General features: G+C 61.1%; 22 protein-coding genes. 13 read left to right on the top strand and 9 right to left on the bottom strand.

Annotated features, from left to right (window positions below; genetic code table 11):
- Positions 1-4: 4 nt before the first annotated feature.
- From holA to Q1A91_RS17850, 4 genes are all read right to left on the bottom strand, one after another.
- Positions 5-1,003 carry a DNA polymerase III subunit delta gene (gene holA / locus Q1A91_RS17865; protein WP_299880680.1) on the bottom strand — a complete coding sequence of 333 codons (999 nt, stop codon included), beginning with the start codon at positions 1,001-1,003 and terminating at the stop codon, positions 5-7.
- A complete protein-coding gene (lptE, locus tag Q1A91_RS17860) occupies positions 1,000-1,482 on the bottom strand; it encodes an LPS assembly lipoprotein LptE (protein WP_299880677.1) in 483 nt (160 codons plus the stop codon). The genes holA and lptE overlap by 4 nt, the downstream gene beginning before the upstream one ends.
- A complete protein-coding gene (gene leuS / locus Q1A91_RS17855) occupies positions 1,469-4,060 on the bottom strand; it encodes a leucine--tRNA ligase (protein ID WP_299880674.1) in 2,592 nt (863 codons plus the stop codon). Before leuS ends, lptE begins: the two co-directional genes overlap by 14 nt.
- An 83-nt stretch (positions 4,061-4,143) precedes the next feature.
- Positions 4,144-4,638 carry a DUF3576 domain-containing protein gene (locus Q1A91_RS17850; RefSeq protein WP_299880671.1) on the bottom strand — a complete coding sequence of 165 codons (495 nt, stop codon included), beginning with the start codon at positions 4,636-4,638 and terminating at the stop codon, positions 4,144-4,146.
- A gap of 288 nt (positions 4,639-4,926) precedes the next feature.
- Here Q1A91_RS17850 and Q1A91_RS17845 point away from each other — a divergent pair, with 288 nt between their 5' ends.
- Both Q1A91_RS17845 and Q1A91_RS17840 read left to right on the top strand, forming a co-directional pair.
- A complete protein-coding gene (locus Q1A91_RS17845; protein WP_299880668.1) occupies positions 4,927-6,030 on the top strand; it encodes a porin in 1,104 nt (367 codons plus the stop codon).
- A 119-nt stretch (positions 6,031-6,149) separates the two neighbouring features.
- Complete coding sequence (locus Q1A91_RS17840; protein ID WP_299880665.1) at positions 6,150-6,803, top strand: YggS family pyridoxal phosphate-dependent enzyme; 654 nt, start codon at positions 6,150-6,152, stop codon at positions 6,801-6,803.
- A 69-nt stretch (positions 6,804-6,872) separates the two neighbouring features.
- On the opposite strand, the gene Q1A91_RS17835 is transcribed toward Q1A91_RS17840, so the two are convergent.
- Together Q1A91_RS17835 and ribA are read right to left on the bottom strand one after the other, a co-directional pair.
- Positions 6,873-7,367 carry a L,D-transpeptidase family protein gene (locus Q1A91_RS17835; protein ID WP_299880662.1) on the bottom strand — a complete coding sequence of 165 codons (495 nt, stop codon included), beginning with the start codon at positions 7,365-7,367 and terminating at the stop codon, positions 6,873-6,875.
- The gene (gene ribA, locus Q1A91_RS17830; RefSeq protein ID WP_299880659.1) at positions 7,364-8,452 is read right to left on the bottom strand and encodes a GTP cyclohydrolase II; all 1,089 of its coding nucleotides are present in this window, start codon (positions 8,450-8,452) and stop codon (positions 7,364-7,366) included. Before ribA ends, Q1A91_RS17835 begins: the two co-directional genes overlap by 4 nt.
- A 166-nt stretch (positions 8,453-8,618) precedes the next feature.
- On the opposite strand from ribA, the gene Q1A91_RS17825 reads away from it, so the two are divergent.
- From Q1A91_RS17825 to Q1A91_RS17800, 6 genes are all read left to right on the top strand, one after another.
- A complete protein-coding gene (locus Q1A91_RS17825) occupies positions 8,619-9,305 on the top strand; it encodes a response regulator transcription factor (protein ID WP_299880656.1) in 687 nt (228 codons plus the stop codon).
- A 244-nt stretch (positions 9,306-9,549) separates the two neighbouring features.
- Positions 9,550-10,512 (top strand): zinc-dependent alcohol dehydrogenase family protein, encoded by a 963-nt coding sequence (locus tag Q1A91_RS17820; protein WP_299880653.1) that lies wholly within the window; start codon positions 9,550-9,552, stop codon positions 10,510-10,512.
- 67 nt (positions 10,513-10,579) lie between these two features.
- Positions 10,580-11,368 (top strand): exodeoxyribonuclease III, encoded by a 789-nt coding sequence (locus tag Q1A91_RS17815; protein ID WP_299880650.1) that lies wholly within the window; start codon positions 10,580-10,582, stop codon positions 11,366-11,368.
- 55 nt (positions 11,369-11,423) lie between these two features.
- Positions 11,424-12,344 carry a thioredoxin gene (gene trxA / locus Q1A91_RS17810; protein WP_299880647.1) on the top strand — a complete coding sequence of 307 codons (921 nt, stop codon included), beginning with the start codon at positions 11,424-11,426 and terminating at the stop codon, positions 12,342-12,344.
- A gap of 27 nt (positions 12,345-12,371) precedes the next feature.
- Complete coding sequence (locus tag Q1A91_RS17805; RefSeq protein ID WP_299880644.1) at positions 12,372-13,028, top strand: LON peptidase substrate-binding domain-containing protein; 657 nt, start codon at positions 12,372-12,374, stop codon at positions 13,026-13,028.
- Positions 13,025-13,210: a Trm112 family protein gene (locus Q1A91_RS17800; protein WP_299880641.1), complete on the top strand. Its 186-nt coding sequence runs from the start codon at positions 13,025-13,027 to the stop codon at positions 13,208-13,210. Before Q1A91_RS17805 ends, Q1A91_RS17800 begins: the two co-directional genes overlap by 4 nt.
- Here the strand turns inward: Q1A91_RS17800 and Q1A91_RS17795 are convergent.
- A complete protein-coding gene (locus Q1A91_RS17795; RefSeq protein ID WP_299880639.1) occupies positions 13,207-14,433 on the bottom strand; it encodes an FAD-dependent monooxygenase in 1,227 nt (408 codons plus the stop codon). The two genes, Q1A91_RS17800 and Q1A91_RS17795, sit on opposite strands and share 4 nt — an antisense overlap.
- Positions 14,434-14,520: 87 nt before the next feature.
- Here Q1A91_RS17795 and Q1A91_RS17790 point away from each other — a divergent pair, with 87 nt between their 5' ends.
- From Q1A91_RS17790 to Q1A91_RS17780, 3 genes are all read left to right on the top strand, one after another.
- Positions 14,521-15,855 carry an amidase gene (locus Q1A91_RS17790; RefSeq protein ID WP_299880636.1) on the top strand — a complete coding sequence of 445 codons (1,335 nt, stop codon included), beginning with the start codon at positions 14,521-14,523 and terminating at the stop codon, positions 15,853-15,855.
- 127 nt (positions 15,856-15,982) lie between these two features.
- Positions 15,983-17,170, top strand: coding sequence for an aminotransferase class I/II-fold pyridoxal phosphate-dependent enzyme (locus Q1A91_RS17785; protein ID WP_299880633.1), 1,188 nt, complete (start codon positions 15,983-15,985; stop codon positions 17,168-17,170).
- A 14-nt stretch (positions 17,171-17,184) separates the two neighbouring features.
- The gene (locus tag Q1A91_RS17780) at positions 17,185-20,040 is read left to right on the top strand and encodes a DNA translocase FtsK (RefSeq protein WP_299880630.1); all 2,856 of its coding nucleotides are present in this window, start codon (positions 17,185-17,187) and stop codon (positions 20,038-20,040) included.
- A gap of 68 nt (positions 20,041-20,108) precedes the next feature.
- Here the strand turns inward: Q1A91_RS17780 and Q1A91_RS17775 are convergent, their stop codons facing one another.
- On the bottom strand, positions 20,109-20,966 hold the full coding sequence (locus Q1A91_RS17775) for an NAD-dependent epimerase/dehydratase family protein (protein WP_367278691.1): 858 nt from the start codon (positions 20,964-20,966) through the stop codon (positions 20,109-20,111).
- Between the two features lie 89 nt (positions 20,967-21,055).
- Between Q1A91_RS17775 and Q1A91_RS17770 the strand changes: the two genes are divergently transcribed.
- Positions 21,056-21,937, top strand: coding sequence for a LysR family transcriptional regulator (locus Q1A91_RS17770; protein WP_299880624.1), 882 nt, complete (start codon positions 21,056-21,058; stop codon positions 21,935-21,937).
- 132 nt (positions 21,938-22,069) lie between these two features.
- The gene (locus Q1A91_RS17765; RefSeq protein WP_299880621.1) at positions 22,070-22,669 is read left to right on the top strand and encodes an outer membrane lipoprotein carrier protein LolA; all 600 of its coding nucleotides are present in this window, start codon (positions 22,070-22,072) and stop codon (positions 22,667-22,669) included.
- Here Q1A91_RS17765 and Q1A91_RS17760 read toward each other — a convergent pair whose 3' ends face one another.
- Complete coding sequence (locus tag Q1A91_RS17760) at positions 22,670-24,031, bottom strand: hypothetical protein (protein WP_299880618.1); 1,362 nt, start codon at positions 24,029-24,031, stop codon at positions 22,670-22,672.
- Positions 24,032-24,063: the final 32 nt, after the last annotated feature.

Here is a 24,063-nt window from a genome sequence, read left to right as displayed (position 1 = left end):
GAACTTATCTTTGCGCGCCCAGCATCGCCAGCCGGATGAACGCGCGTTCGACCAAAGCCAGCGCAGGCGCATGTTGCCCTGCGGATCGCAGGGTCAGATCGGTTTCGGTCAACACGCCCAGGGCGGTTTCCAGCTTGGCCGCGCCCCAGCTTTGGGCCTGCCGCGTGGCGCGCGCGCGGTCGCGCACACCCCACATTGGCGCGCCGGGGTTGGCGGCAACACGGTAGAGGGTCATGAAATGCCGGGTGGCCATAATCGTCAGCGTGACCGCATTCACCCCTTGGGCTTGCAGCTTTTGCATCACCGGGCCGATCTCTGCGGCGCGGGCTTCAGCCACCACATGCAGGATGTCGTCTACATCGGCTTCGGTGGAGGTCGGTGCGCAATTGGCAATGTCATCGGCGGACAGGGGCGTGTCATCGCCGCTTTTGTACAAGGACAGCTTTTCCAGTGTCTGGCGAAAATCGCCCGGATCCAGCGCCTGTGCCAGATCGGTCAGCACCGCCATCGCGTCCCCTTCGGGGCGCAGCCTGGCCTCGGCCAACATGCGTTCAATCTCTGCCCGGTCGGGGGGATCGTCGTAGATCGCCGTGGCATAGGTGTTTTGATGCGCTTCAAATGCCTTGAGGATTTTCGAGGTTTTCTTGAGCGCGCCAGCGGTCACGATGATCTGCGCATCCCCCGGTTGCCAGTCTGCCAATGCGTCCAGCACGGGCTTGGCGACATTTTCGTTGGCGTCTTCGACAAAGGCCGCGCGCGGGCCGGGGAAGAAACCGACGGCTTTGATCGCATCCATCAGCATTGCGGGGTCTTTACGCAGATCCGCCGCAGGAATGCGGGTCAGGCGCATTTCTTCTTCTGCTGCGGGACCAAGGAGCGCTTTCAACACTTCCTGCCGTTTCAGGGCGACCCGCATTGCGTCGCTGCCATAGATCAGCAAGCCCGTTTTGGCAGGGTCAGGTTTGGCAAAATACCCGGTCGCCTCGCGCGGGCTGAGCTTCATTGGCCCAGATCAGCAGCATAAAGCCGCGTCACGATCTGTTCGGCCAGAATGGTCATCAGACGCTCCTGCGCGTCCTGCTCGCCCGCCAGTGTGGCCACTGTGGTGCCTGTCGCAGAATAGCCGGTGAAGTTCTCCACCGTGCCGGAGGTGACGATCTGACCCGTGGCGGTATCGCGCAGCGCGTAATCCGCCACGCCGACCAGATTGAAGCGCGTTGTGTTGCCTTCGCGGTCAATGGCGATGCGTTCCTCGGTCGTGGTGATCGTGACGTCGAGCCCATATGCCGGGCTGTTCGCCCGGCCCAACCGTGTTTCAATTTCGCGGGTCAGCACGAAGCTGTTGCGGTCTTCGGGCGCGGTGACCAGCACGCGATTTTGCAACGCGCCGCCGCTGCCTCCGGGGCCGTAAACAGGCGTGAACCCGCAGGCCGCCAGCAGCGGCAGCACGAACAACAGGGCGCGATAGTTAGGCAACGACATTCACAATCCGTCCGGGCACCACGATGACTTTCTTGGGTGCCGCTCCATCAAGGGTTCGAACGACAGCTTCGTGGGCCAGCGCGATCTTTTCAACCTCTTCTTTCGGCATGTCGGCAGGAACCTGTATTTCCGCGCGGCGTTTGCCGTTGACCTGAATGGGCAGGGTGACCGTGTCATCCACCAGCATCGCCTCATCCGCCTGCGGCCAGGGGGCCGTCACGATCAGCCCTTCGCCACCCTGATGGGCCCAGATGTCTTCGGACAAATGCGGGGTCATCGGTGACATCAGCTGCGCCAGCGTCATCACGGCTTCACGTTGTGCCGCGTGGCTGGCCTTGGACTTTTGCAAGGTCGCAGTGAAAGCATAAAGCTTTGCGATGGCAGCATTAAAGCCAAAGCTCTCCACCCCCATGGTCACATCATGGCTGGTCTTGTGCATGGCGCGCAACAGGTCGTCGTCGCCTTCACCCTTGGCGTCCTTGTCCATCGCGCTGATGCGGTCGCAGAGGTTCCAGACGCGGCTGAGGTGCTTGTGCGCAGCTTCGGCACCGCTGGCCGTCCACTCCACGTCCCGTTCGGGAGGCGAATCGCTCAACACGAACCAGCGGGCGGTGTCGGCGCCGTAGGCAGAGATGATGTTCAGCGGGTCCACAACGTTCTTTTTGGATTTCGACATCTTGGCGGACGGCACAATCTCCACCTCCGTGCCGTCGGTGATGAGCACCATCTTGCCATCGCGCTGGGTCACTTCTTCGGGGAAGTGATAGCGGGTGAAAGGCACACCTTCGCCGCGCCGGTCACCGGCGCGGGTACGGCCATGGGTTTGGTAAATCTCATGGGTCACCATGCCTTGGGTAAAGAGCGCATCGAAGGGTTCGACCGCGCTTTCCGGCAGATGCCCGGTGATCTGCATCGCACGGGCGAAGAAGCGCGAATAGAGCAGGTGCAAGATCGCATGCTCGATCCCGCCGATATACTGGTCCACATTCATCCAGTAGGAGGCGTCCTCCATCACAGTCGGGGTGTCTGCGTCGGGTGCCGTGAACCGTGCGAAGTACCACGAGCTGTCCACAAAGGTGTCCATCGTGTCCGTTTCACGTCTGGCAGGGGCGCCACAGGACGGGCAGGCGCAGTCGCGCCATGTCGGATGACGGTCAAGCGGGTTGCCCGGCGTGTCAAAGCTCACGTCATAGGGCAGCTCGATCGGCAGGTTCTCTTTCTTTTCGGGCACCACGCCGCAGGTGTCGCAATGCACCACCGGGATGGGGCAGCCCCAATAGCGCTGGCGGCTCAACCCCCAGTCGCGCAGGCGGAATTTGGTGACGCCTTGCCCCACGCCGTTGGATTCGCAAAAGGCAATGGCGGTATCAATGGCCTCACTGCCGGTCTGCCATTGCTCTCCCGCGAAGCCGCGGTTGTAGAAAACCTTGTCCGTCTTGGCGGGCACATATGCCTCTTCCAGCACGTCCGCGCTGTCCTCGGACGGCAAATAGGTGGAGATGATCGGCAAGCCGTACTTTGTGGCGAATTCGAAATCCCGCTCATCATGGGCGGGGCAGCCGAAGATGGCACCCGTGCCGTAGTCCATCAGGATGAAGTTGGCGATATAGACCGGCAATTCATGCGCCGTATCAAAGGGGTGGCGCACGGTGATGCCCGTGTCAAAGCCCAGCTTCTCTGCCGTTTCAATCGCTTCTTCCGTTGTGCCACCCTTGCGGCATTCCGCACAGAAAGCGGCGACATCCGGGTTGCCTCTCTCAAGCTCTTTGGCGAGCGGGTGATCGGGGGAGACGCCCACGAATGACGCGCCCAACAGCGTGTCGGGCCGTGTGGTATAGACCTCAATCCGGTCATGCCCTTCAGGTGCGTTCACGGTGGAGAAGGCAAACTGCAAGCCACGCGATTTGCCGATCCAGTTGGCTTGCATGAGTTTGACCTTGGCAGGCCAATTATCAAGGGTTTCAAGCGCGCTCAGCAATTCCTCTGAATGGTCGGAAATCTTGAAGAACCACTGGGTGAGTTCCCGCCGTTCCACCAATGCGCCAGAGCGCCAGCCGCGGCCGGCTTCGACCTGTTCATTGGCCAGCACGGTCATATCGACCGGATCCCAGTTCACGATGGCGTTCTTGCGGTACACAAGGCCTTCGGCAAGGAAATCAAGGAAAAGCGCCTGTTGCTGGCCGTAATATTCCGGATCACAGGTTGCGAATTCGCGGGACCAGTCAATCGACAGGCCCAGCGGTTTCATCTGGTCGCGCATGTCCTTGATGTTGCCATAGGTCCAGTCCTTTGGATGGCCGCCAATCGCCATGGCGGCGTTTTCGGCAGGCATCCCAAAGGCGTCCCACCCCATCGGGTGCAGCACGTTATGCCCCGTAGCCAGCTTGTAGCGCGCGATCACGTCGCCCATGGTGTAGTTGCGCACGTGCCCCATGTGGATGCGGCCCGAGGGGTAGGGGAACATCTCAAGCACATAGTACTTTGGCTTGTCGGCAGAGCGGACGGCCTTGAAAACGGCACTCTCTTCCCAGGCAGCTTGCCAGCGGGCTTCAATTTCGGACGGGGTGTAGCGGGTCATCGGATGCTTTCGTAGAACATAAAAACGCCGGGCTGCTGGTTGCTACAGGGCCCGGCGACAAGATTGGCGTTAAGCGCTGGGGCTTAGAAACGGTTGTCGGCGATGCGCATTTCACGGGCGCGCGATAGGATCGCGTCCTCAACCGCGCGGGCCGTTGCCGCGCTGACCGGGCGACCGCCGCTGGTTTGCAGCGCAACATTGAGAGAGCGGGCGTCAAGCGCCGGATCGTCAATCAGTACCGTCGCGCGGTAGGATCTGCCGCCACCCGGTGGCGTGCCATAGCCGGTGACGATGACGCCGGTATAGGGGTCAACGGACTGCACAGGCAGGAAGTTCAGCACTTCCAGTGAAGCGGACCAGAGGTATTTGTTGACGGATACCGTATTGTCCACCTGACGCGCCCGGAAGATTGACCAGACTGTATTATTCGGGTTGGATTCTACGCTACTGGGGATGTTTTGATTGTTGTAATACTCTGGCCGCTCTGTCGCTGGCGAGCCAAACCGAGTGCCACATGCCGCCAAAGATGCAATGGCCACCAAAATAAGAGCGATTCTACCAGCTGTCCGAGGAGTCATTCCAGCCATCCTTTGCCTGTTTGCACTTTGGTCTACCCAAGCCGTGGGGGCGGGGCAAGGCATATGTGCGGTACTGTTGTGCGGGCTATCGACCTTTAGAATAGGGGATTTAGGCCAGTCAGCCGGGGTAAGGTGGGAAAACTGTGGCAAAGGTGCACCATTGGATGCGGCAATGCAGGCCGTGGTTTCAGGCTTCTTGCAAAGGACAGGCCATTGGATGCAAACACCCTGCATACCCTTTCCGGATTCCCCGGTCTGGGCATATGATTTCAAACCGAGGGAAAACTCATGAAAAAAGTTCTCTTCGCTACAACAGCTCTGGTCGCGACAGCCAGCGTTGCAGCAGCAGACGTAAGCTTTAGCGGTTATGGCCGCTTTGGTGTCATCTATCAGGACACACCCGCAGTTGCGGCCACTGGTACAGCAGCGCAGATCGCAGCCGCTCAGGCTGCTGCAACAGCTTCCGCGGCCGCGTCCGCCGCAGCTGCTGCGACAGTTGCGACCAACACTGCAAACGGCACATTGACTGCTGCGGACATCGCAGCTGCTGATGCAGCCGCTGCAACAGCTGCTAACGATGCAGCCGCACTGGACGCAATTGATGGTACAGCCGGTGACGACTCTGTCGACATCACAAGCCGTTTCCGCCTGCAGATCGACGTATCCGCTGAATCCGACTCCGGCATCACATTCGGTGCACGGGCGCGTATCCAGCAGAACGAAACAGACGCAGTTGCAGAAGCTGGCAACTCCGGCACAGGCATCAACGGCGTTCGCTTCTTCGCTCGCTCCGGTGGCCTGGAAGTTGGTGTTGGTAACATCTTCGGCGCGATCGAATTCATGCCTGGTCAGTACCCAATTGACCTCGGCCTGACCGGTCTGGGCTATGACTACACTGCCTATGCCTTCGGCGCAGATGCCTACTCTTCCGGTGGCGCAGGTTCCGCAGGTTCCAACGGTGTTGAAGCAATCTACTCCGCTGGTGATCTGAGCATCCACGTGTCTGCTTCCGACACCAACGATCGTGTTGCGGGTCACATCGCATACACATTCAGCGGCTGGACAGCTGCTTTGGGTGTGCAGGACTCCGACCTGGCAACAGACACCGAAGTGACTGCATCCATCGGTGGTTCCATCGGCCCAGCCGACGTATTCCTGACATGGGCTGACAACGGCACAAATGGTGACCACGTTGTTCTCGCAGCAAAATTCGACGTTGGCGCAGCCACAAACATCGAAGCTTACATTGCTGACGCAGACAACCAGCCTGACACAGGCTACGGCATCGACTTCAACCACGACCTGGGCGGCGGTACATCGCTGCGCGGTGGTATCGCCAAGCGTCTGAGCGGTGGTACAAGTGCTGACTTCGGTGTGCGCTTCAACTTCTAAGTTGAACGTATCTACCACATGATTTGGGGCGGGCCTTTGGTCCGCCCCTTTTCTTTTTCGCAGTGCTGGTGTTTTGTCGCGGTCCTAATGAACCCGACCCAAAACCGGAGAAACGCTGCATGGGCCTATCAGATATTATCACCCGCATCGCTTCTGCCGAAGCAGGCGCAGGTCGTGCACCCGGATCGGTCAAGCTGATCGCGGTGAGCAAGGTTCAACCGAACGACCGGGTCGAGGCCGTGCTGGAGCAGGGTCACCGGTGTTACGGCGAAAACAAGGTCCAGGAAGCGGCGGGGAAATGGCCGATGTTCCGGGAGCGTTTTGACGGCATTGACCTGCATCTCATCGGACCCTTGCAAACCAACAAGGCGCGGCAGGCGATGGGGCTGTTCGATGCGATCCATTCGGTGGATCGCGCGAAACTGGCCAAGACCCTTGCGCGGCTGGCGCAGGAGGAAGGGGCCTGTCCGGATCTGTTCATTCAGATCAATACCGGCGAAGAGCCGCAAAAGGCAGGCGCGCTGCCGATGGACGCGGATGCCTTCATCGCCGAATGCCGCGCACTGGATCTGCCGGTCAAAGGCCTGATGTGTATCCCGCCTGTCGAGGAAGAGCCCAGCCTGCATTTCGCGCTACTGGCCAAGATTGCCGAGCGGAACGGATTGCAGGGGCTGTCCATGGGGATGAGCAGCGATTTTGAGCGGGCGATTGCGCTGGGTGCGACCCATGTACGGGTGGGATCGGCGATTTTCGGAGAACGGGTCGCGGTTTGATGGGGTCCGCCTTTCGATTTTGTGCCTCCGGCGGGGTTTTTTGAACCATTTGGAAGGGGTGGTGCGCTCTTACTTCACGATAAGTCTTGTCTTGTGTCGAATCCGTTGCGCAATCTGGCGAAGCGCCCATCGGGGAAAGGCGATGCAGCCTTCGGTGGGCGCGCCGGGTCTGCGCCATTGGTGGATGAAGATCGCGGAGCCGCGAGCCGACACGGCGTAGGGCCAGTTCCAGTCGGTCAGGATCACCAGATCATACAGCGGATCCGGGCGGCGCAGCACTTCGTGGCTGAACCCATAGGGCGCGCGGACCATGGTATTGTAATCATCCGCCTTGGGGTCATCTGACCACAGATCTCCAGGGCCAATGGGCACGGCCCAACCGGTGGGGCATGCCATGCGGTCCGGCCGATAAAGCATGCCGGTGATGCGGTGAATGCCATAGGGTGTGCCGCCATCCCCTTCGGCTTTGTGGCGGGTCAACCCGCCCTTGCCGATGGTACAGGGATAGTATCGCCCCTGAAACCGCACGCCACGCGGGGTCAGGACCAGATCGTCCGGTGTCACAGAAGATGCCCGGACTTCCTGGCCTTTGTCGCCAGATAGCCCGCGTTATGGCGATTCTCGCCCACGCGCAGCGCCACCCGTTCTGCAACAGCGACGCCGCTCATCTCCATCATCTCCACCTTGCGTGGATTGTTCGTGAGCAGGCGTACAGCAGAGAAGCCCATGGATTTCAGGATGTTGGCGCCGATCTGAAAATCCCGTTCATCATCTTCAAAGCCCAGCCTGTGGTTTGCCTCCACCGTGTCGAAGCCCTGGTCCTGCAACGAATAGGCGCGCATCTTGTTGGCCAGCCCGATCCCGCGCCCCTCCTGATTGAGGTAGAGGAGCACGCCGTGTCCTTCCTCTCCCATCTGGGCGAGGGCGGCGCGCAATTGCGGGCCGCAATCGCATTTGAGGCTGCCCATCAGATCGCCGGTAAAGCACGCGGAATGCAGGCGGCTGAGCACCGGTTTGGCGCGATCCGGGCGGCCGATTTCGATGGCGTAATGCTCCTCTCCGCCGTCTTCGGGGCGGAAAATGTGCAGCCGACCCGCCTCAGAGACATCCATCGGCAGGCGCGCGTTCACCACCGGATGCAGGGGGCTTGAATGCTCAAGGGTGGCGGCGGCTGCCTCCAATGCGAGTTCCGTCAGCCCTGCCACACGCCCTAGAGCTGAGCCTGCTGGCAGGTCGAGGATCAAGGCCGCAGGCAACAGCCGCGCGCCCTTGCACAACGCCAATGCAGTGCGGTGGGCGCGGACGTCGCCGCCGCGGGCGCAGACAAACGGGCCTTTCATCGGCGCGCGCAGATCATCCGCGGGGTCCGCGATGCTTTGGACCCAGGCGGGGGTCGCATCCGCAGGCAGGTTCACCCGTGCCAGATCACCGTCATAGACATGCGCCTTCAACGTTGCCGCCCGCCGCGCCGTGATGGCCAGCACCGGGGAGCCGCCAAGCGCCAGCACATCCGCCAGCCGCTGTGGCGACAGGGTCTCTGCTGCCAGCACAAGGGCGGGCAATGGCCCGCGCAACACCACCGGCACACCCATGCGCAGATCAGCGCGGGCGCGGGCCAGTTGTTCGGTAATGTCGGGGCCAAGGCTCATCTGCGGGTCCGGTTTTCGTGTGTGTTCTGAAACATATCTAGGCCAATGCCCCCCAAATTGAAACATTAGAGGTCCCTGCGACACGAGGGCGTGAAACCTGAGCTGCATTCCTTGCCCTACAGGCCTGTGCCGCACATCTATAGGGCAGGCAACCAAGAGAGTGACCATGGCCCAGTTGAAAAAAATCCTGCTCGTGGACGATGATGATGATCTGCGCGAAGCGTTGAGCGAACAATTGATCATGACAGAGGACTTTGATGTCTTTGAGGCCGCGAACGGAGCCGATGGGATGTCCCGCGCCAAGGAGGCGTTGTATGATCTGGTCATCCTCGACGTGGGGCTGCCCGATACAGATGGGCGCGAGCTGTGCCGCTTGATGCGCAAACAGGGCGTCAAAAGCCCGATCATGATGCTGACCGGCCATGACGGTGATGCAGACACCATTCTGGGGCTGGACGCGGGGGCGAATGACTACGTCTCCAAACCCTTCAAGTTTCCCGTGTTGCTGGCCCGCATCCGCGCCCAGCTGCGCCAGCATGAGCAGTCCGAGGACGCCGTGTTCCAGCTTGGGCCCTATACCTTCAAGCCATCCATGAAGATGCTGATCACTGAAGACGACAAAAAGGTGCGTCTGACGGAGAAAGAGACGAACATTCTCAAGTTCCTCTACCGCTCCAATGACGGTGTGGTGCCGCGCGATGTGCTGCTGCACGAGGTCTGGGGATACAACGCCGGTGTCACCACCCACACGCTGGAGACGCATATTTATCGGCTCCGCCAAAAAATTGAACCAGATCCGTCAAACGCACGCCTTCTTGTTACGGAAAGTGGTGGGTACAGATTAATGTCGTGATCTTCTGAACTTTTTCCGATCTCGCGCGTACATATACTGGAGGAACGGTTTTCATGACGTTCCCCCGGTGGAAGATCCCGAAGTTTGTGTCCGGGTAATGACACATACCTCCCTGTTGGACTTGGGCCAGGCCTTGTGCCTGGCCTCTTTTTTTGTGCAGCGGAAAGTCGCATGTGACGTTGGGGCGCGGGTCTGGTTGTCTGTGGTCACGCATGGCACGGTGTCCCCCAAAGGGGAGACCATCATGAAAAAAGTGATCTACGAAACATTCGGTAATCCGGCGAAAGTCTTGCAGGTGGTTGAGGAACCCAGTGCTCCTTTGGCCGAGGGGCAGGTGCGCGTTGAAGTCTTGCGGGCGCCGATCAACCCGTCTGACCTGATCCAGATAGCAGGTGAATACGGGGTAAAGCCACCGCTGCCCGCCACCGCCGGGAACGAAGGGCTGGGACGTATTGTCGAGGGGGAAGGCAATGGACAGTTGGTTCTTCTGCCTGCCGGAGACGGCACATGGGTCAGCGAAGTGGTCTGCAATCCGCGCGCGCTGGTGCCGCTGCCCGAAGGGGATCTGGACCAATTGTCGATGCTGCTGGTCAATCCGGCCACCGCACAATTGCTGCTGACGGAGTTTGTGGACCTCAAGGAGGGCGATTGGATGATCCAGTCCGCCGCGAATTCGGCTGTGGGCGGATATCTGGTGCAATTGGCCAGAGCCGCAGGCATCAACGTTGTCAGCGTGGTGCGCCGCGAAAGTGCAATCGCCGGGCTGAAAGAACTGGGCGCGGACATCGTTCTGGTGGATGGGCCGGATCTGGCATCGGAGGTCAAGGCGGCCACCGGGGCGAAGATGAAGCTGGGGATTGATGCGGTGGCGGGGGATACCTTTGGTCGTCTGGCGCAGACGCTGGAACGCGGCGGCACATTGGTGAACTACGGCGGCATGTCGCAACAGCCCTGCACGGTGGATGCGGGGATGCTGATCTTCAATGATCTGAAAATGCGCGGTTTCTGGCTGATGACTTGGTTCCAGCAGGCCAGCGGCGATACCCGGCGTGCGCTTTATGGTGAGCTGACCAAAGCGGTGCTGGCAGGCACTTTGCACGCACCCGTGGCTGCGCACTTCAGCCTTGATGACGTGGCAGAGGCGGCGAAAGTCTCCTGGGCGGGTGAACGCACAGGCAAAGTGATCCTTGCACCCAACGGGGTCTGATTTGGCGATGGCGGCTGGCGGGAGCACGCGTTAGGTTGCGCGCAACCCCATCTGCCGGAGCTGCCTCATGCCATTCACCCTCGCCACCTGGAACATCAACTCGGTCCGACTGCGTGCGCCGCTGGTCACCCGTCTGTTGGCGGAGGAAGGCCCGGATGTTCTCTGCCTACAGGAGTGCAAAAGCCCCGTCGACAAGATCCCGATGGAGGTGTTTCAGGCCGCAGGCTACAGCCACACGGTGGCGCGTGGTCAGAAGGGCTACAACGGCGTCGCAATCCTTTCCCGTCTGCCGATTGAGGAAGCAGGCGCAGAGGATTTCGCCTCGCTGGGCCACGCCCGCCACATCGCGGGGCGGCTGGAGAACGGCACCACCATCCACAACTTCTATGTGCCTGCGGGCGGTGACAAACCCGACCGCGCGGTGAATGAGAAATTCGGCCAGAAGCTCGATTACCTGACTGAGATGCGCGACTGGTTCCACAAGGACGCTCCGGCAAAGTCGATCCTTGTCGGCGATCTGAACATCGCCCCGCGTGAGGATGACGTTTGGGACCACAAGAAACTGCTGAAAGTTGTCAGCCACACGCCCATTGAGGTGGAAGCCTTGGCCGAAACGCAGGATGCGGGCAAATGGGTGGACATCACCCGCAAGGACATCCCCGAGGGGCGGCTCTACAGCTGGTGGTCTTACCGTTCACCCGATTGGAACGGGGCCGACAAGGGGCGCAGGCTCGATCACGTCTGGGCCACGCCCGACATCGCCAATGCCGCACACTCCAGCCGGGTGCTGCGCGATGTGCGCGGATGGGAGCAGCCCAGCGACCACGCCCCGGTTTTTGCCACCTTCGACCTTTGACATCACCCGCGCAGCCCTCATATAGGGGCAAACGCGGATCGCGAGGATATACGACATGGAACTGAACCTGAACGCTGGCGCGCCTGCCGATGATGCCGACCTGATCAAGGATGTGTCGGAAGCGACCTTCATGTCCGATGTGGTCGAGGCTTCCCAAACCGTCCCGGTGATCGTTGATTTCTGGGCCCCATGGTGCGGCCCGTGCAAGACACTCGGCCCGATGCTGGAAGACGCCGTGCGCGCCGCCAAAGGGGCGGTGAGGATGGCCAAGGTCAACGTGGATGAGGCGCAGATGATCGCGGGGCAGTTGCAGATCCAGTCGATCCCGACGGTCTTTGCCTTCCACAAGGGGCAACCGATTGATGGCTTTCAGGGCGCTGTGCCGCAGTCCGAATTGAAGGCATTTGTGGACCGTGTTGTTGCCGCAGGCGGCGGTGAAGCGGGCGGTGACGGCCTTGCGGAAGCCATTGAAGCGGCAGAGGAAATGCTGGCCGAAGGGGCGGCGGCGGATGCCGCGCAAACCTTTGCCGCGATCCTGGGCGAAGACCCGCAGAACGCGGCGGCCTACGGCGGCATGGTGCGTGCCTATATCGCGGCGGACGATCTGGAACAGGCCGAAGCCCTGCTCAACGGCGCGCCCATCGAAATCTCGAACGCGCCGGAACTGGAAGCGGCCCATGCGCAACTCAACCTTGCCAAACAGGCAGCGGATGCGGGCCCGGTCGCGGACCTGACAGCGGCGGTTGAGGCGGATGAAAACGATCATCAGGCGCGGTTCGATCTGGCGCAGGCGCTTTATGCGAATGGCGACGCAGAAGGGGCGGTGGCGCAACTGCTTGAGCTCTTCAAGCGCGACCGTGAATGGAATGAAGGTGCTGCAAAAACTCAGCTTTTCACCATTTTCGACGCACTCAAGCCCGAAGACCCGGTGGTTTTGAACGGGCGGCGGAAATTAAGTTCGCTGATATTTGCCTGATCACATCGGCGCGCTAGGTGGTTTGAAATGATCAAGCCAACAGATCTTCCAGATACAATTCCGATGTTTCCGCTGGGTGGCGCGCTGCTGCTGCCCCGGTCTCGCCTGCCGCTGCACATATTTGAGCCGCGGTATCTACAGATGATCGAGGACGCGCTGAAAACAGACGCGCGTATCATCGGGATGATCCAACCGCTCCGCCGTGCCAAGGGCAAGGAGGGGGACAATGGCCCCAGCCTCTATTCCATCGGCTGTGCGGGCCGCATTACCCAGTTCTCGGAGACGGAGGATGGGCGCTACATGATCACGCTTGGCGGTGTCTCCCGGTTCCGGCTGCGGCAGGAACTGGACGGGTTCCAACCCTACCGCCGGGGAGAGGTGAGTTGGGAAGGGTTCGAGCGCGATCTGGGGAAAGAGGATTTTGATCTGGGTTTCAACCGCCCGCATTTCCTTGAAACGCTGGGCCGTTATTTTGAAGTGCGGGGCCTGTCTGCCGACTGGGACACGCTGAAAGAAGCCGAGGATGAGCTTTTGATCAACTCCCTGTCGATGATGCTGGAATTTGAGCCGGAAGATAAGCAGGCGCTCCTCGAAGCGCCCTCGCTTGAGACGCGGCGTGAAACGCTGGTCACGCTGATTGAATACTCCCTGCGCGGCGGTGAAGACGAAGGGTTGCTGCAATGAGCGAAGAACAGACCCCTTTCGACCGCCGGATGCTGGAGGCGTTGATTTGCCCCCGCACCCAAACCACCCTGCGCTACGACGCGGACGCGCAGGAACTGGTGTCAGACGCTGCTCACCTTGCTTTCCCAATCCGCAACGGCATTCCTGTCATGCTGATTGATGAGGCGCGCGCGCTCGCCTAAAGCGGCTGTCCGCGCATCAGGCGCGGCAGGTCTCCGGTCAATCCTGCTGCTTCACGAATAAACCCACGCCGCAGACCCGGCATCGCGTTGATCGCGCCCATGCCAATGTCCCGCGCCATGCGGATGATCGGATTGTCGTTAGAGAACAGCCGATTGAAGCCATCTGTCGCCAGCGCAAGCGTTGCATTATCGAACCGCCGCCATGTCTGGTACTGGATCAATGCCGTCTCTGCGCCGAAATCCTCCCCCCGGCGGTGGGCATCGGCCAGCACCTCTGCCAGGGCTGCAATGTCGCGCAGGCCCGCGTTCAATCCTTGCCCCGCGATGGGATGCACCCCATGCGCCGCATCCCCCACCAGTGCGATCCGTGGCGCAATCATCTGATGCGCCAGCGACAGTCCGAGGGGATAGGTATAGCGGGCGCCAGCCAGACTGATCTCTCCCAGAAAGCTGCCGAAACGCGGGCGCAGGACGTCCAGATATGCCGCATCCGGCAAACCATGTATCGCAGCAGCGTTGGTGGCGGTCTCGCTCCACACAATGGAGGATCGGTTCCCGGTCAGCGGCAGGATCGCCAGCGGGCCGGGCGGCATGAAGAACTGATGCGCGATGCCGTGATGCGGTTCGGCGTGACTGATCGCGCAGACCAATGCGGTCTGGCCATAGGACCACCCGATGCGTTTGATCCCAGCGCGCGCAGCCGTGTCGCTGCGCCGGCCATCCGCGCCCACCGCCAGCCGGGTGCGCAGCGTCTTGCCCGTGTCCAACGTCAACGCTATGCCCGCGCCCGCCGCATCCTGCGCCACCACAGATTGTCTGTCATAGCGCGTCAGCCCCTTGGCCGCGCCCACGGCGTCCAGCAGGGCGCGCCGCAGATGGCGGTCCTCGACCATATACCCCATCGGGCCTTCTTCGATCTCGGCATGATCAAACTGCATCGACAGCGGCGAAGGGCCTTCGCCCGCGCGCCCGTCCGTGACCTTGATCTGCAACATCGGCTGGGCGTGATCCGCCACCGCATCCCACAGCCCGATCCCGTCCAGCAGCCGTGTGGAGGTCAGCGCCAACGCATAGGACCGCCCGTCGAACCCTGCATTCTTGCGCAGCTTCACCGGATGGGGATCGATCACGCAGACATCCAGACCAATCTGCGCCAAGGCCAACGCCAGCGCGGTGCCATTCAACCCGCCGCCGATGACCGCAATATCGTGATCAAATTCCATACCGTTGCATAAGGCGCAGGGCAGGGGATTGTCCATGCGCGCAAGCGTCGCTACCGTCACGGCAAATTGGGGGGAGGGGAAGACGACATGCAGGACTGGCTGAAAATGACCGCAGCAGCGCTGGGGCGGGGGATTGACGCGGGAGAGATCGACCCGGTTGCACTGTGCCAGACCTATCTGGACGCCATCGATGCCCACCCCATGAAAGACCGCATCTACGCGCGGGTCACCCACGATCGGGCACTGGCCGAAGCCACCGCCGCAGCGGAACGCGCGAAGACAGGTCACCGTTTGTCGCCGCTCGATGGTGTGCCGATATCGTGGAAAGACCTGTTCGATACCGCTGGCGTGAAGACAGAGGCAGGATCGAAATTGCTGGAAGGCCGGGTGCCTGATCTGGACGCCACCGTGCTCACCAATGCCACGGCAGCGGGGCTGGTCTGCCTTGGCAAAACCCACATGAGCGAGTTGGCCTTTTCCGGTCTCGGCTACAACCCCAGCACCGCAACACCCCCTTGCGTGAACGATGAAGACGCTGTGTCAGGTGGGTCTTCCTCTGGTGCTGCGGCCTCGGTCGCCTTTGATCTGGCGGCTGCGGGGATCGGGTCTGATACGGGCGGTTCGGTGCGCATCCCTGCGGCGTGGAACGATCTGGTCGGCCTGAAAACCACTGCGGGCCGTCTGACGCTCGAAGGGGTCGTGCCGCTGGCGCTGAAATTCGACACCATCGGCCCGCTCACCCGCTCGGTTGAGGATGCAGCACTGCTGCTGGCCGCGATGGAGGGGCGCAAGGCCGCTGATCTGCGTGGCACATCGCTGAAAGGCCGCCGTTTGGCAGTGCTCTGCACCGTGGCGCAAGATGAAATGCGCGATGAACCTGCGGACGCCTTTGCCGGCGCGCTCGACAAGCTGAAAGCGGCGGGGGCAAAGATCGACTGGATCGAGGTGCCAGAGGTGGCAGATGCCATGCCCCTTGCCACTTGTCTCTATACAACAGAGGCTTACGGGCTTTGGCGCGATGTGATTGAGGCGCGCCCGGACGCGATGTACCACGAAATTCTGGAGCGGTTCCGTCTGGGCGGCAATCATTCCGGGCCGGATTATGTCTCCGCCTGGGCCAGGCTCGAAGCGGCGCGGCTGGGGTATGACACCGCTGTGGCGGGGTATGACGCGGTGCTGCTGCCCTCTTCCTGCATCATGCCGCCAAACCTCAAGCGGCTGGAGGAGGATCACGATTACTATCTGTCGGAAAACCTGCTGGCGCTGCGCAACACCCGGATTGGCAATCTGATGGGCCTGTGTGCGCTGACCCTGCCCACGGGCACGCCGTCCTGCGGGCTGATGATGATGGCCCCGCCGTTGATGGAAGAACACCTGCTGCGCCTTGGCGTCGCGGCAGAGGCCGCGCTGTCTTCAGACTGATTTTGCAAGACTGGCCCAAATGCCACAATAGCCCTGCGCCCGCCCCAATTGTCTGGACCTGAGCGGGGGCCTTGGGTACTTTATGGGCAACGGGACGATAACGATCCCGACCCGAGGCAGTTTTTTGATGATCTATCCTGAGCGGTTTTCAACCCTTCCGGCCCATGCGTGGCCGCGTCTGCGCGCCCTGTTGGACGTGCACGAAGGGGGTGGGCCGCTGATTCAGATGACAATTGGTGAGCCAAAACACGCCTTTCCGGCTTGGGTCACCGATGTGATCACCGACAATGCCGCAGGTTTCAACAGCTACCCGCCCAATGACGGTTCGCCTGAGCTGAAGGGTGCAATCACCGACTGGATCAAACGGCGTTACGATGTGGCGATGGACCCGGCCAGCGAAGTCATGGCGCTCAACGGCACCCGCGAAGGGCTCTATAACGCCGTGATTGCCTTGTGTCCTGAGACGAAGAACGGCCAGAAGCCCGCCATCCTGATGCCGAACCCGTTTTACCAAGTCTACATGATCGGCGCGATTTCCGGTGCCGCTGATCCGATCATGGTCAACGCCACGGCGGAGACAGGCCACCTGCCTGATTTCTCCTCCGTTTCCGAGGATGTGCTGGCCCGCACCGCTGCCGTTTATATCTGCTCCCCGGCGAACCCGCAGGGCGCTGTGGCCGATCACGCCTATTGGGCGGACCTCATCGCGCTTGCTGAGAGATACGATTTCTTCATCTTCGCGGACGAATGCTACTCCGAGATCTACCGCGACACGCCGCCTGTCGGCGTGCTGCAAGTGGCGGAGGCTGTGGGCACCGACCGCAACCGCATCGTCGCCTTCCATTCGCTCTCCAAACGCTCCAACCTGCCCGGCCTGCGGTCAGGTTTCGTGGCCAGCGGACCAGAGACGATTGCCCAGATCAAGCAATTGCGCAACTACGCCGGTGCCCCTTTGCCGCTGCCCTTGCAGGCCGCTGCCGCTGCCGTCTGGGCGGATGAAGACCACGTTGAGGAAAACCGCCGCCTTTATGCCGCGAAATTCGACGCCGCTGACCGCATTTTCGGCAATGTACCGGGATATCAAAGCCCTGAAGCCGGGTTTTTCCTGTGGCTGCCGGTTGAGGATGATGAGACCGCAGCGCTCAAGCTGTGGAAGGAAACAGGCGTGAAAGTGCTGCCGGGTGGCTATCTGGCGCAGGCCGTTCCGGGGCAGGACAACCCCGGCAAGACATACATAAGAGCCGCCTTGGTGGCTCCACAAGAACAGACGGCACGCGGGTTGGAATTGATCCGCGACTGCCTCTACGCGGTATAAGAGGGACCAAGGGTATGGCATATCAGACACGCGGGCGCGATCCACTGCTCGACAGTAAAGTGGCTGAGGCGCTGGAAAAGCGCGGCAAGGAACTGCTGGGGCTGGTGTTGATCGTATTGGGCGTCATGGCCGCGATGATGATCGGCAGCTACACGCCGGATGATCCCAACTGGATGGTCTCCACGGATGCACCTGTGCAGAACTGGATGGGCCGGATCGGGGCCTCCATCGCCGCACCACTGTTTATGATCGTGGGCTGGGGCGCATGGGGCATTGCCGTGTGTCTGGTGGTCTGGGGCGTGCGCTTTGCCCTGCACAGTGGACAGGAACGCGCCGTCGGGCGTCTGATCTTTGCCCCGATTGCGGTGGCTTTGGGGGCGATCTATGCCGCCACTCTCGCTCCGGATGCCGATTGGTTGCAGACCCACAGCTTTGGGCTGGGGGGTCTGTTTGGGGATACTGTCATGGGGGCCGTGCTGACCGTGCTCCCAGTGGGCTCCACCTTTACGGTCAAACTGATGTCCGTGCTCATGGGCGTTGCCATTCTGGCGCTGGGTACCTTTGTGCTGGGCTTCACCCGCGCGGAGTTGTCACGCATCACCAAATTCATGCTGCTGGGCACGATTATGGCCTATGCCACCTTGATGAACCTGTTGGGCCGTGGCGCCAGCGGTGCAGTGCAGGCGGCCCAGGGGTTGCAGGCCCGTCAGGCCGAACGCCGGGAAGAACGCAAGGTCATGGCCGCCGAAAACGCCGCTTTCGAGGCGCAGCAGGTCATCCCGACCGCAGGTGCGCCGGAATTGCCTGCCGATTTCGCCCCCCAGGCCGAAGCGAAAACCGGGCTGCTGGCGCGGATGCCCGGCCTGATCAAACGCCCCGAATCCATGCCTGAGCCTGAATTGGTTGAGAACGCCGAAGTGGACGATGTGGAAGCACCGGGCGAGGAACGCATCAAATCCAAGATCGCCTCTGTGATCAAGAACCGCGTGCGCAGCACCACCGCCGTGCACACGCCCGCCACAGCACCGCTGACCCGCGGGCGGGGCCGTGGTCCTGATCCGCTGGTGCTGAACACCGCGCAATTGCCGCCAGAACCGCCGCTGACGGCGGCTGCAACGCCGCTGCCCGTGGAACCCCCGCTGACCGCACCCAGCGTCGCCGCGCCCGAGTATATCGAGCCGGAGGTCATCGAACGACCACTGGCCGATGCCGCCCCGGTGCCGCCCGCGCCCACGATCCCCGTGGCCGAGCCGCGCAAGGTCGTCCAACAACCCATCCGCAAGGCGCCGCAGCCCTCCAAACAGGCGCAGGCCGAAGCGCAGCCGCAACTCACGTTCGAAGACACCCATCCGGGTTTTGAGCTTCCGCCGCTGGCATTGCTCGAAAGCCCCGAAACGGTGGAGCGTCTGCACCTGTCTGATGAAGCGCTGGAAGAAAACGCGCGGATGCTGGAAACGGTGCTGGATGACTACGGCGTCAAAGGCGAAATCGTCGCCGTGCGTCCTGGCCCTGTTGTCACCATGTATGAACTTGAACCCGCGCCGGGCCTCAAGGCGTCACGTGTGATTGGCCTTGCCGATGACATCGCGCGCTCGATGGCCGCGCTCTCTGCCCGTGTCTCCACCGTGCCGGGCCGTTCCGTGATTGGCATCGAACTGCCTAATGAAAACCGCGAGAAGGTGGTTCTGCGCGAAATCCTCTCCACCCGTGACTTTGGCGACGGCAACCAGCGCCTGCCGCTGGCTTTGGGCAAGGACATCGGCGGCGAACCGGTCGTGGCGAACCTCGCCAAGATGCCGCACCTGCTGATCGCCGGTACAACGGGTTCCGGTAAATCCGTTGCGATCAACACCATGATCCTCAGCCTGCTCTACAAGCTGACGCCGGAAGAATGCCGGATGATCATGATTGACCCCAAGATGCTGGAACTCTCCGTCTATGACGGCATCCCGCATCTGCTCTCCCCCGTTGTGACGGACCCCAAAAAGGCGCTGGTGGCGCTGAAATGGACCGTGGGGGAGATGGAAGAACGCTACCGCAAGATGTCCAAGATGGGCGTGCGCAACATCGAAGGCTACAACGGTCGCGTGCGCGAAGCGCTCTCCAAAGGGGAGATTTTTGAGCGCACCGTGCAGACGGGCTTTGACGATGACACTGGCGAGCCGGTGTTCGAGACCGAAGAGACAACACCCGAAACCTTGCCCTATATCGTCGTCATCGTGGACGAGATGGCCGACCTGATGATGGTCGCGGGCAAGGAGATCGAAGCCTGCATCCAGCGTCTGGCGCAGATGGCCCGTGCCTCCGGCATCCACCTGATCATGGCCACGCAGCGTCCCTCCGTGGACGTCATCACCGGCACGATCAAGGCGAACTTCCCCACCCGGATTTCCTTCCAGGTGACCTCCAAGATCGACAGCCGCACCATTCTGGGTGAGATGGGTGCGGAGCAACTGCTGGGCATGGGCGACATGCTCTATATGGCTGGCGGTTCCAAAATCGTGCGCTGCCACGGCCCATTCGTGAGCGATGAGGAAGTCGAGGAAATCGTCAACCACCTCAAGCAGTTTGGCGAACCTGACTATGTAAACGGCGTTGTCGAAGGCCCGGCGAGCGAACAGGAGGCCGACATCGACACGGTGCTGGGCCTGAACACCGGCGGCAATACCGATGGTGAAGACGCGCTTTATGATCAAGCCGTGCAGGTGGTGATCAAGGACCGCAAGTGTTCCACCTCCTACATCCAGCGCAAGCTGGCGATTGGCTACAACAAAGCCGCGCGTCTGGTGGAGCAGATGGAGGACGAAGGCCTCGTCTCTCCTGCCAACCACGTGGGCAAACGCGACATTCTGGTGCCGGAACAGGGGTAAGGCTTACCTCCTCCATCCCTGACGGCACGCTTTAGCACCGCCGAACCGCAGGGTTCAGCGGTGTTTTTTTACCCCGGCAAACATGCGCGCATCACATCGTCCAGCGGCGTGCTTTCAAACGCGGGCAGCAGCGTCTTCAGCCGCGCATCCGACAGCGCATGATCGGTCTGCCACAAGTATCGCATCTCCTGCATTTCCCGCGCCAATTCCCACACAGGGGCGGCCAGTGTCATCACCCACCAGGGGAAGCGGGTAAAGGTCAACGCACGCCCCGTTATCCGTTCCAGCGCGGTCTTCATCTCCTGCGCGCTCAGCGTATGACCGGCAAAGGGGATATCTTCAAACTGCGCCAGATCTCCCCGCATCTCTGCCAAGGCCACACAGGCGCGGGCCCAATCGGGCAGGTAACACATGGCCTGACGGGTCTGCGCCGGGCCGGGCAGGGTGATCTTGCCCTTTTCAATGGCCCGCAGGTAGAGCGCCGCAAGGATACAACCCTGCCGATCCGGATCCATGAAATTGCCAGCCCGCAGGATGATCGTCTGCACCCCGCTTGCGGCATACTCCCGCTCCATCTCCAGCCGGATGCGGCCCTTGCGGCTGACGGGGCGGGGCGGTGTGTGCTCTGACCATGTCCCGCCCTGATCGCCAAAGTGGTAAACGTTGCCGGGGATGATGACTGTCGCCCCGCTGGCCCTTGCGGCGGCAATGACGTCTCTGGTGATTGCGGGGATGGTCTTTGCCCAATTGTGATAGTTCGGTGGGTTCAGCCCGTTCACAATCACATCGCAGCCCTGAGCCGCAGCCCTCATGTCGCCCGTCGCCCGGTCATATGTCCGCACCGTCCACCCTGCCTGCTCAAACGCCGCAACGCTGTGGCGGCCAATGCGGCCAGAGGCCCCAAGGATCAATACCTGCTTGTTCATCACACTCTCCTTCATCTGCCTGATGAAGATGGGGTGTCCAGAAATGATATGGTATTGCGGAAAAGAGATGATCGGGTATTCATATTTGAATGGAGCAATCTGCAAACACGCTCGACTGGACCTACATCCGTGCGTTCCTCACCGTGGCCGAAACCGGATCGCTCAGTGCCGCGGCGCGCGCGTTGGGGCAAAGCCAGCCGACGCTGGGACGCCATATCAAGGCCGCCGAAGCCTCTCTCGGGGCGGCGCTGTTCATCCGCGAAGCGGGCGGATTGCGCCTGACGGATGTGGGTGCGTCGCTGCTGGCACCCGCGCGGGAAATGGCGGCAGCTTCCGCCCGGCTGGGCATGCTGGCCGCCGGGCGTGATCAGCAACTCTCCGGCACCGTCCGGATCACCGCCAGCGTGGTGGTGTCCCACGCCATCCTGCCCCCGATCCTTGCGGATCTGCGTCTGGCCGAACCCGATATCGCGCTTGAGCTTGTCCCCTCTGACACCTCCGAAAACCTGCTGTTCCGGGAGGCCGACATCGCCCTGCGCATGTTCCAGCCCACGCAACTGGACGTGGTGACGCGCAAAATCGCCGACCAACCGCTTGCGCTTTACGCGGCCCATGGCGTGCTGGCGCGCTTTGGCCAACCTCGAAACCTTGAAGACCTCAAACACATACCCTTTGTCGGCTTCGACCGGGATGATCAGATCCTGCGCGCGATGCGCGGTTTTGGCTTTGACGTATCGCGCGATTTCTTTGGCGTGCGCTGCGATGATCAGGCGGTGTTCTGGCAGCTGGTCTGCGCGGGCTGTGGCGTGGGGGCGATGCAGGCCGTGATTGGCGACGCAGAACCGCGCGTGCAGCGCCTGAACATACAGCCCGATCTGCCTGCTTTGCCGGTCTGGCTCGCCGCGCATGAGGCGTTGCACAAGACGCCACGGGTCAAACGGGTCTGGGATTTTCTGGCCGAGCGGTTTTGACGCCAGCGGTACGAGATGAATGGGGCCTGGCCCTCGGGCGCTCTTGCGGCGATCCCGGCAAAAATCCGCGGGCCGTTATCGCATAACACCGGCTTTCACCCTATGTCTGGTGCAAACAAAAGGAAGACGAGCATGCGTTTCATCACCCCCCTCATCCTTGCGGCAGGCCTGTCCCTGTCGCTGCCCCTTGCCGCTGCTGCCCAGAAACTGCCGCTGAGCCAGATTTCGGGCTATCTCAACAAGCTGCAAACCGCGAAGGGAGAGTTCACCCAGATCAACGGGGACGGCTCCATCAGCACCGGCACGATCTACATCAAACGCCCCGGCAAGGTGCGGTTTGAATACAACCCGCCTGAATCGGCACTTGTGGTCGCGGGGTCCAACACCGTTGTGATCTTTGACAAAAAGTCCAACCAGCCCGCCGAGAGCTACCCGCTCAGCCGGACGCCACTGTCGATCATCCTTGCCCGAAACGTCGATCTGGACCGCGCGCGGATGGTGACGGGGCATGACTATGATGGCACTGCCACCATTGTGACGGCGCAAGACCCCGACAACACCCAATATGGCAACATCCAGATGAAGTTCACCGGCAACCCGGTGGAATTGCGCCAGTGGATCATCAACGATGGCAGTGGCGGTCAGACGACCGTGGTGCTGGGTGATCTGCAAAAAGGCGGCAACCTGCCCAATACGCTGTTTGATGTGGGCAGTCCGGGGGTGAACCGCTGATCAGGACGCGAGCGGTTCGCTTTCTGCGGCATAAATCGCCAACACATCATCCAGATCGCGGAACGTCACATTGGCGGGATCCACCTCATCCATGAAGATGTGCCCGACGGAACCGTTCGTATAGGTCAGTGTCAGGTGCCCGCCTCTGACGCGCGGATAGCTGCCGTCATCGGGAGTATAGCGCGGTTCATAGACGACCGAGACAGGTTCGTTACCGTCCTGGGTCAATACGACCAGTTGATCAACGCTGCTGTTAAAATCGTAAATGTTGGATATTTGCACAGGTTCACCAGATGCTATGCTTCCCAAACCCTGATCCGACACCATGAAGGTATCGGTTCCGGCGAGCCCAGGCTCGCGGTAAGAGTAGTGGTCCCCGCTCAGGTCGGAATTGGTCAGCGCGATTAACGTGTCGTCACCGATATCGCCGAACAAATCCATATTAGGTCCGCCATTTCCTATGAGGGTGTCATTTCCCTGCCCTCCCCAAGCCGCCGCGTTGTCTTTCGCGATGATAAAGTCGTCACCGCGCTGCCCGTCGATCAGGTGTGAATCTGTTCCAACGATGGTGTCGTCGCCATCGCCGCCTTTCAGCACAGCTTCTGAAGCCTCGATGAAGTCGTCCCCGGCACGCCCGTTCACAAAGCTCACGTCCTCCGTCGGTATGAGCACATCTGCGTCGTTAGTTCCATGCAGAGCCTGTGTCCCGTCAAGGAAGCTCAGGTCGTCGTGGTATCTGAACACCCCATCACTGAGGAACTGACCGGAGATATAGTCAATGACGAGGCCCCTGATTTCGCTGTCTGAAACGAACTCAATTTCGGTTCGGTCGCTATAGTATGTGTTTGCGCCTGTTCCGTCTTGGGTGTTTGTACTGCTCGAATAGACGCTGCCGAGATCCCATTCCCCCAGCTCGGTCAGATTGTAGTAACCAGCAATGTCGTCGCGTTCCCAGTCTATGCCCCACTCTTTTTCAAAGGGCGCACCGTATACGTCAGTTGTGGCGGTATCTGGCAAGTCCAGTCTGTTGGCGGGCAATTCAACGTCTTCCGGCACCAGATACAACGTCATTCGAACGTCTTCGCCACCAGCGCTGTTGCCGCCGTTCTGATAGGCTTCCTCGACAAGCGCCAAAAGCGACCCCGTCTCATCCTCCCCCAGTTCAACCTCGATCCGTCCGTCTTCCAATTCGACCACCGACGCGCCAAGGTCCGGCTCTTCTTCCTCCGGTTCTTCCGGGGCGTCCTGTTCTTCGGTCAGGTCTTCTTCGCTGGCCACATCCCCCTCGTCAGAGGACGTATCCATCATCAGCGCCATTCCGGCGCCGCCAGCGGCCAGCAGGGCAATCAAGAGCGGGGTCATCAAGTCTCTCCATCAATCGCCTTAAAGTTTAG

The organism is uncultured Sulfitobacter sp. (assembly GCF_947500075.1).
Taxonomy (GTDB): domain Bacteria; phylum Pseudomonadota; class Alphaproteobacteria; order Rhodobacterales; family Rhodobacteraceae; genus Sulfitobacter.
This window is presented reverse-complemented; position numbering and strand designations above follow the sequence as displayed.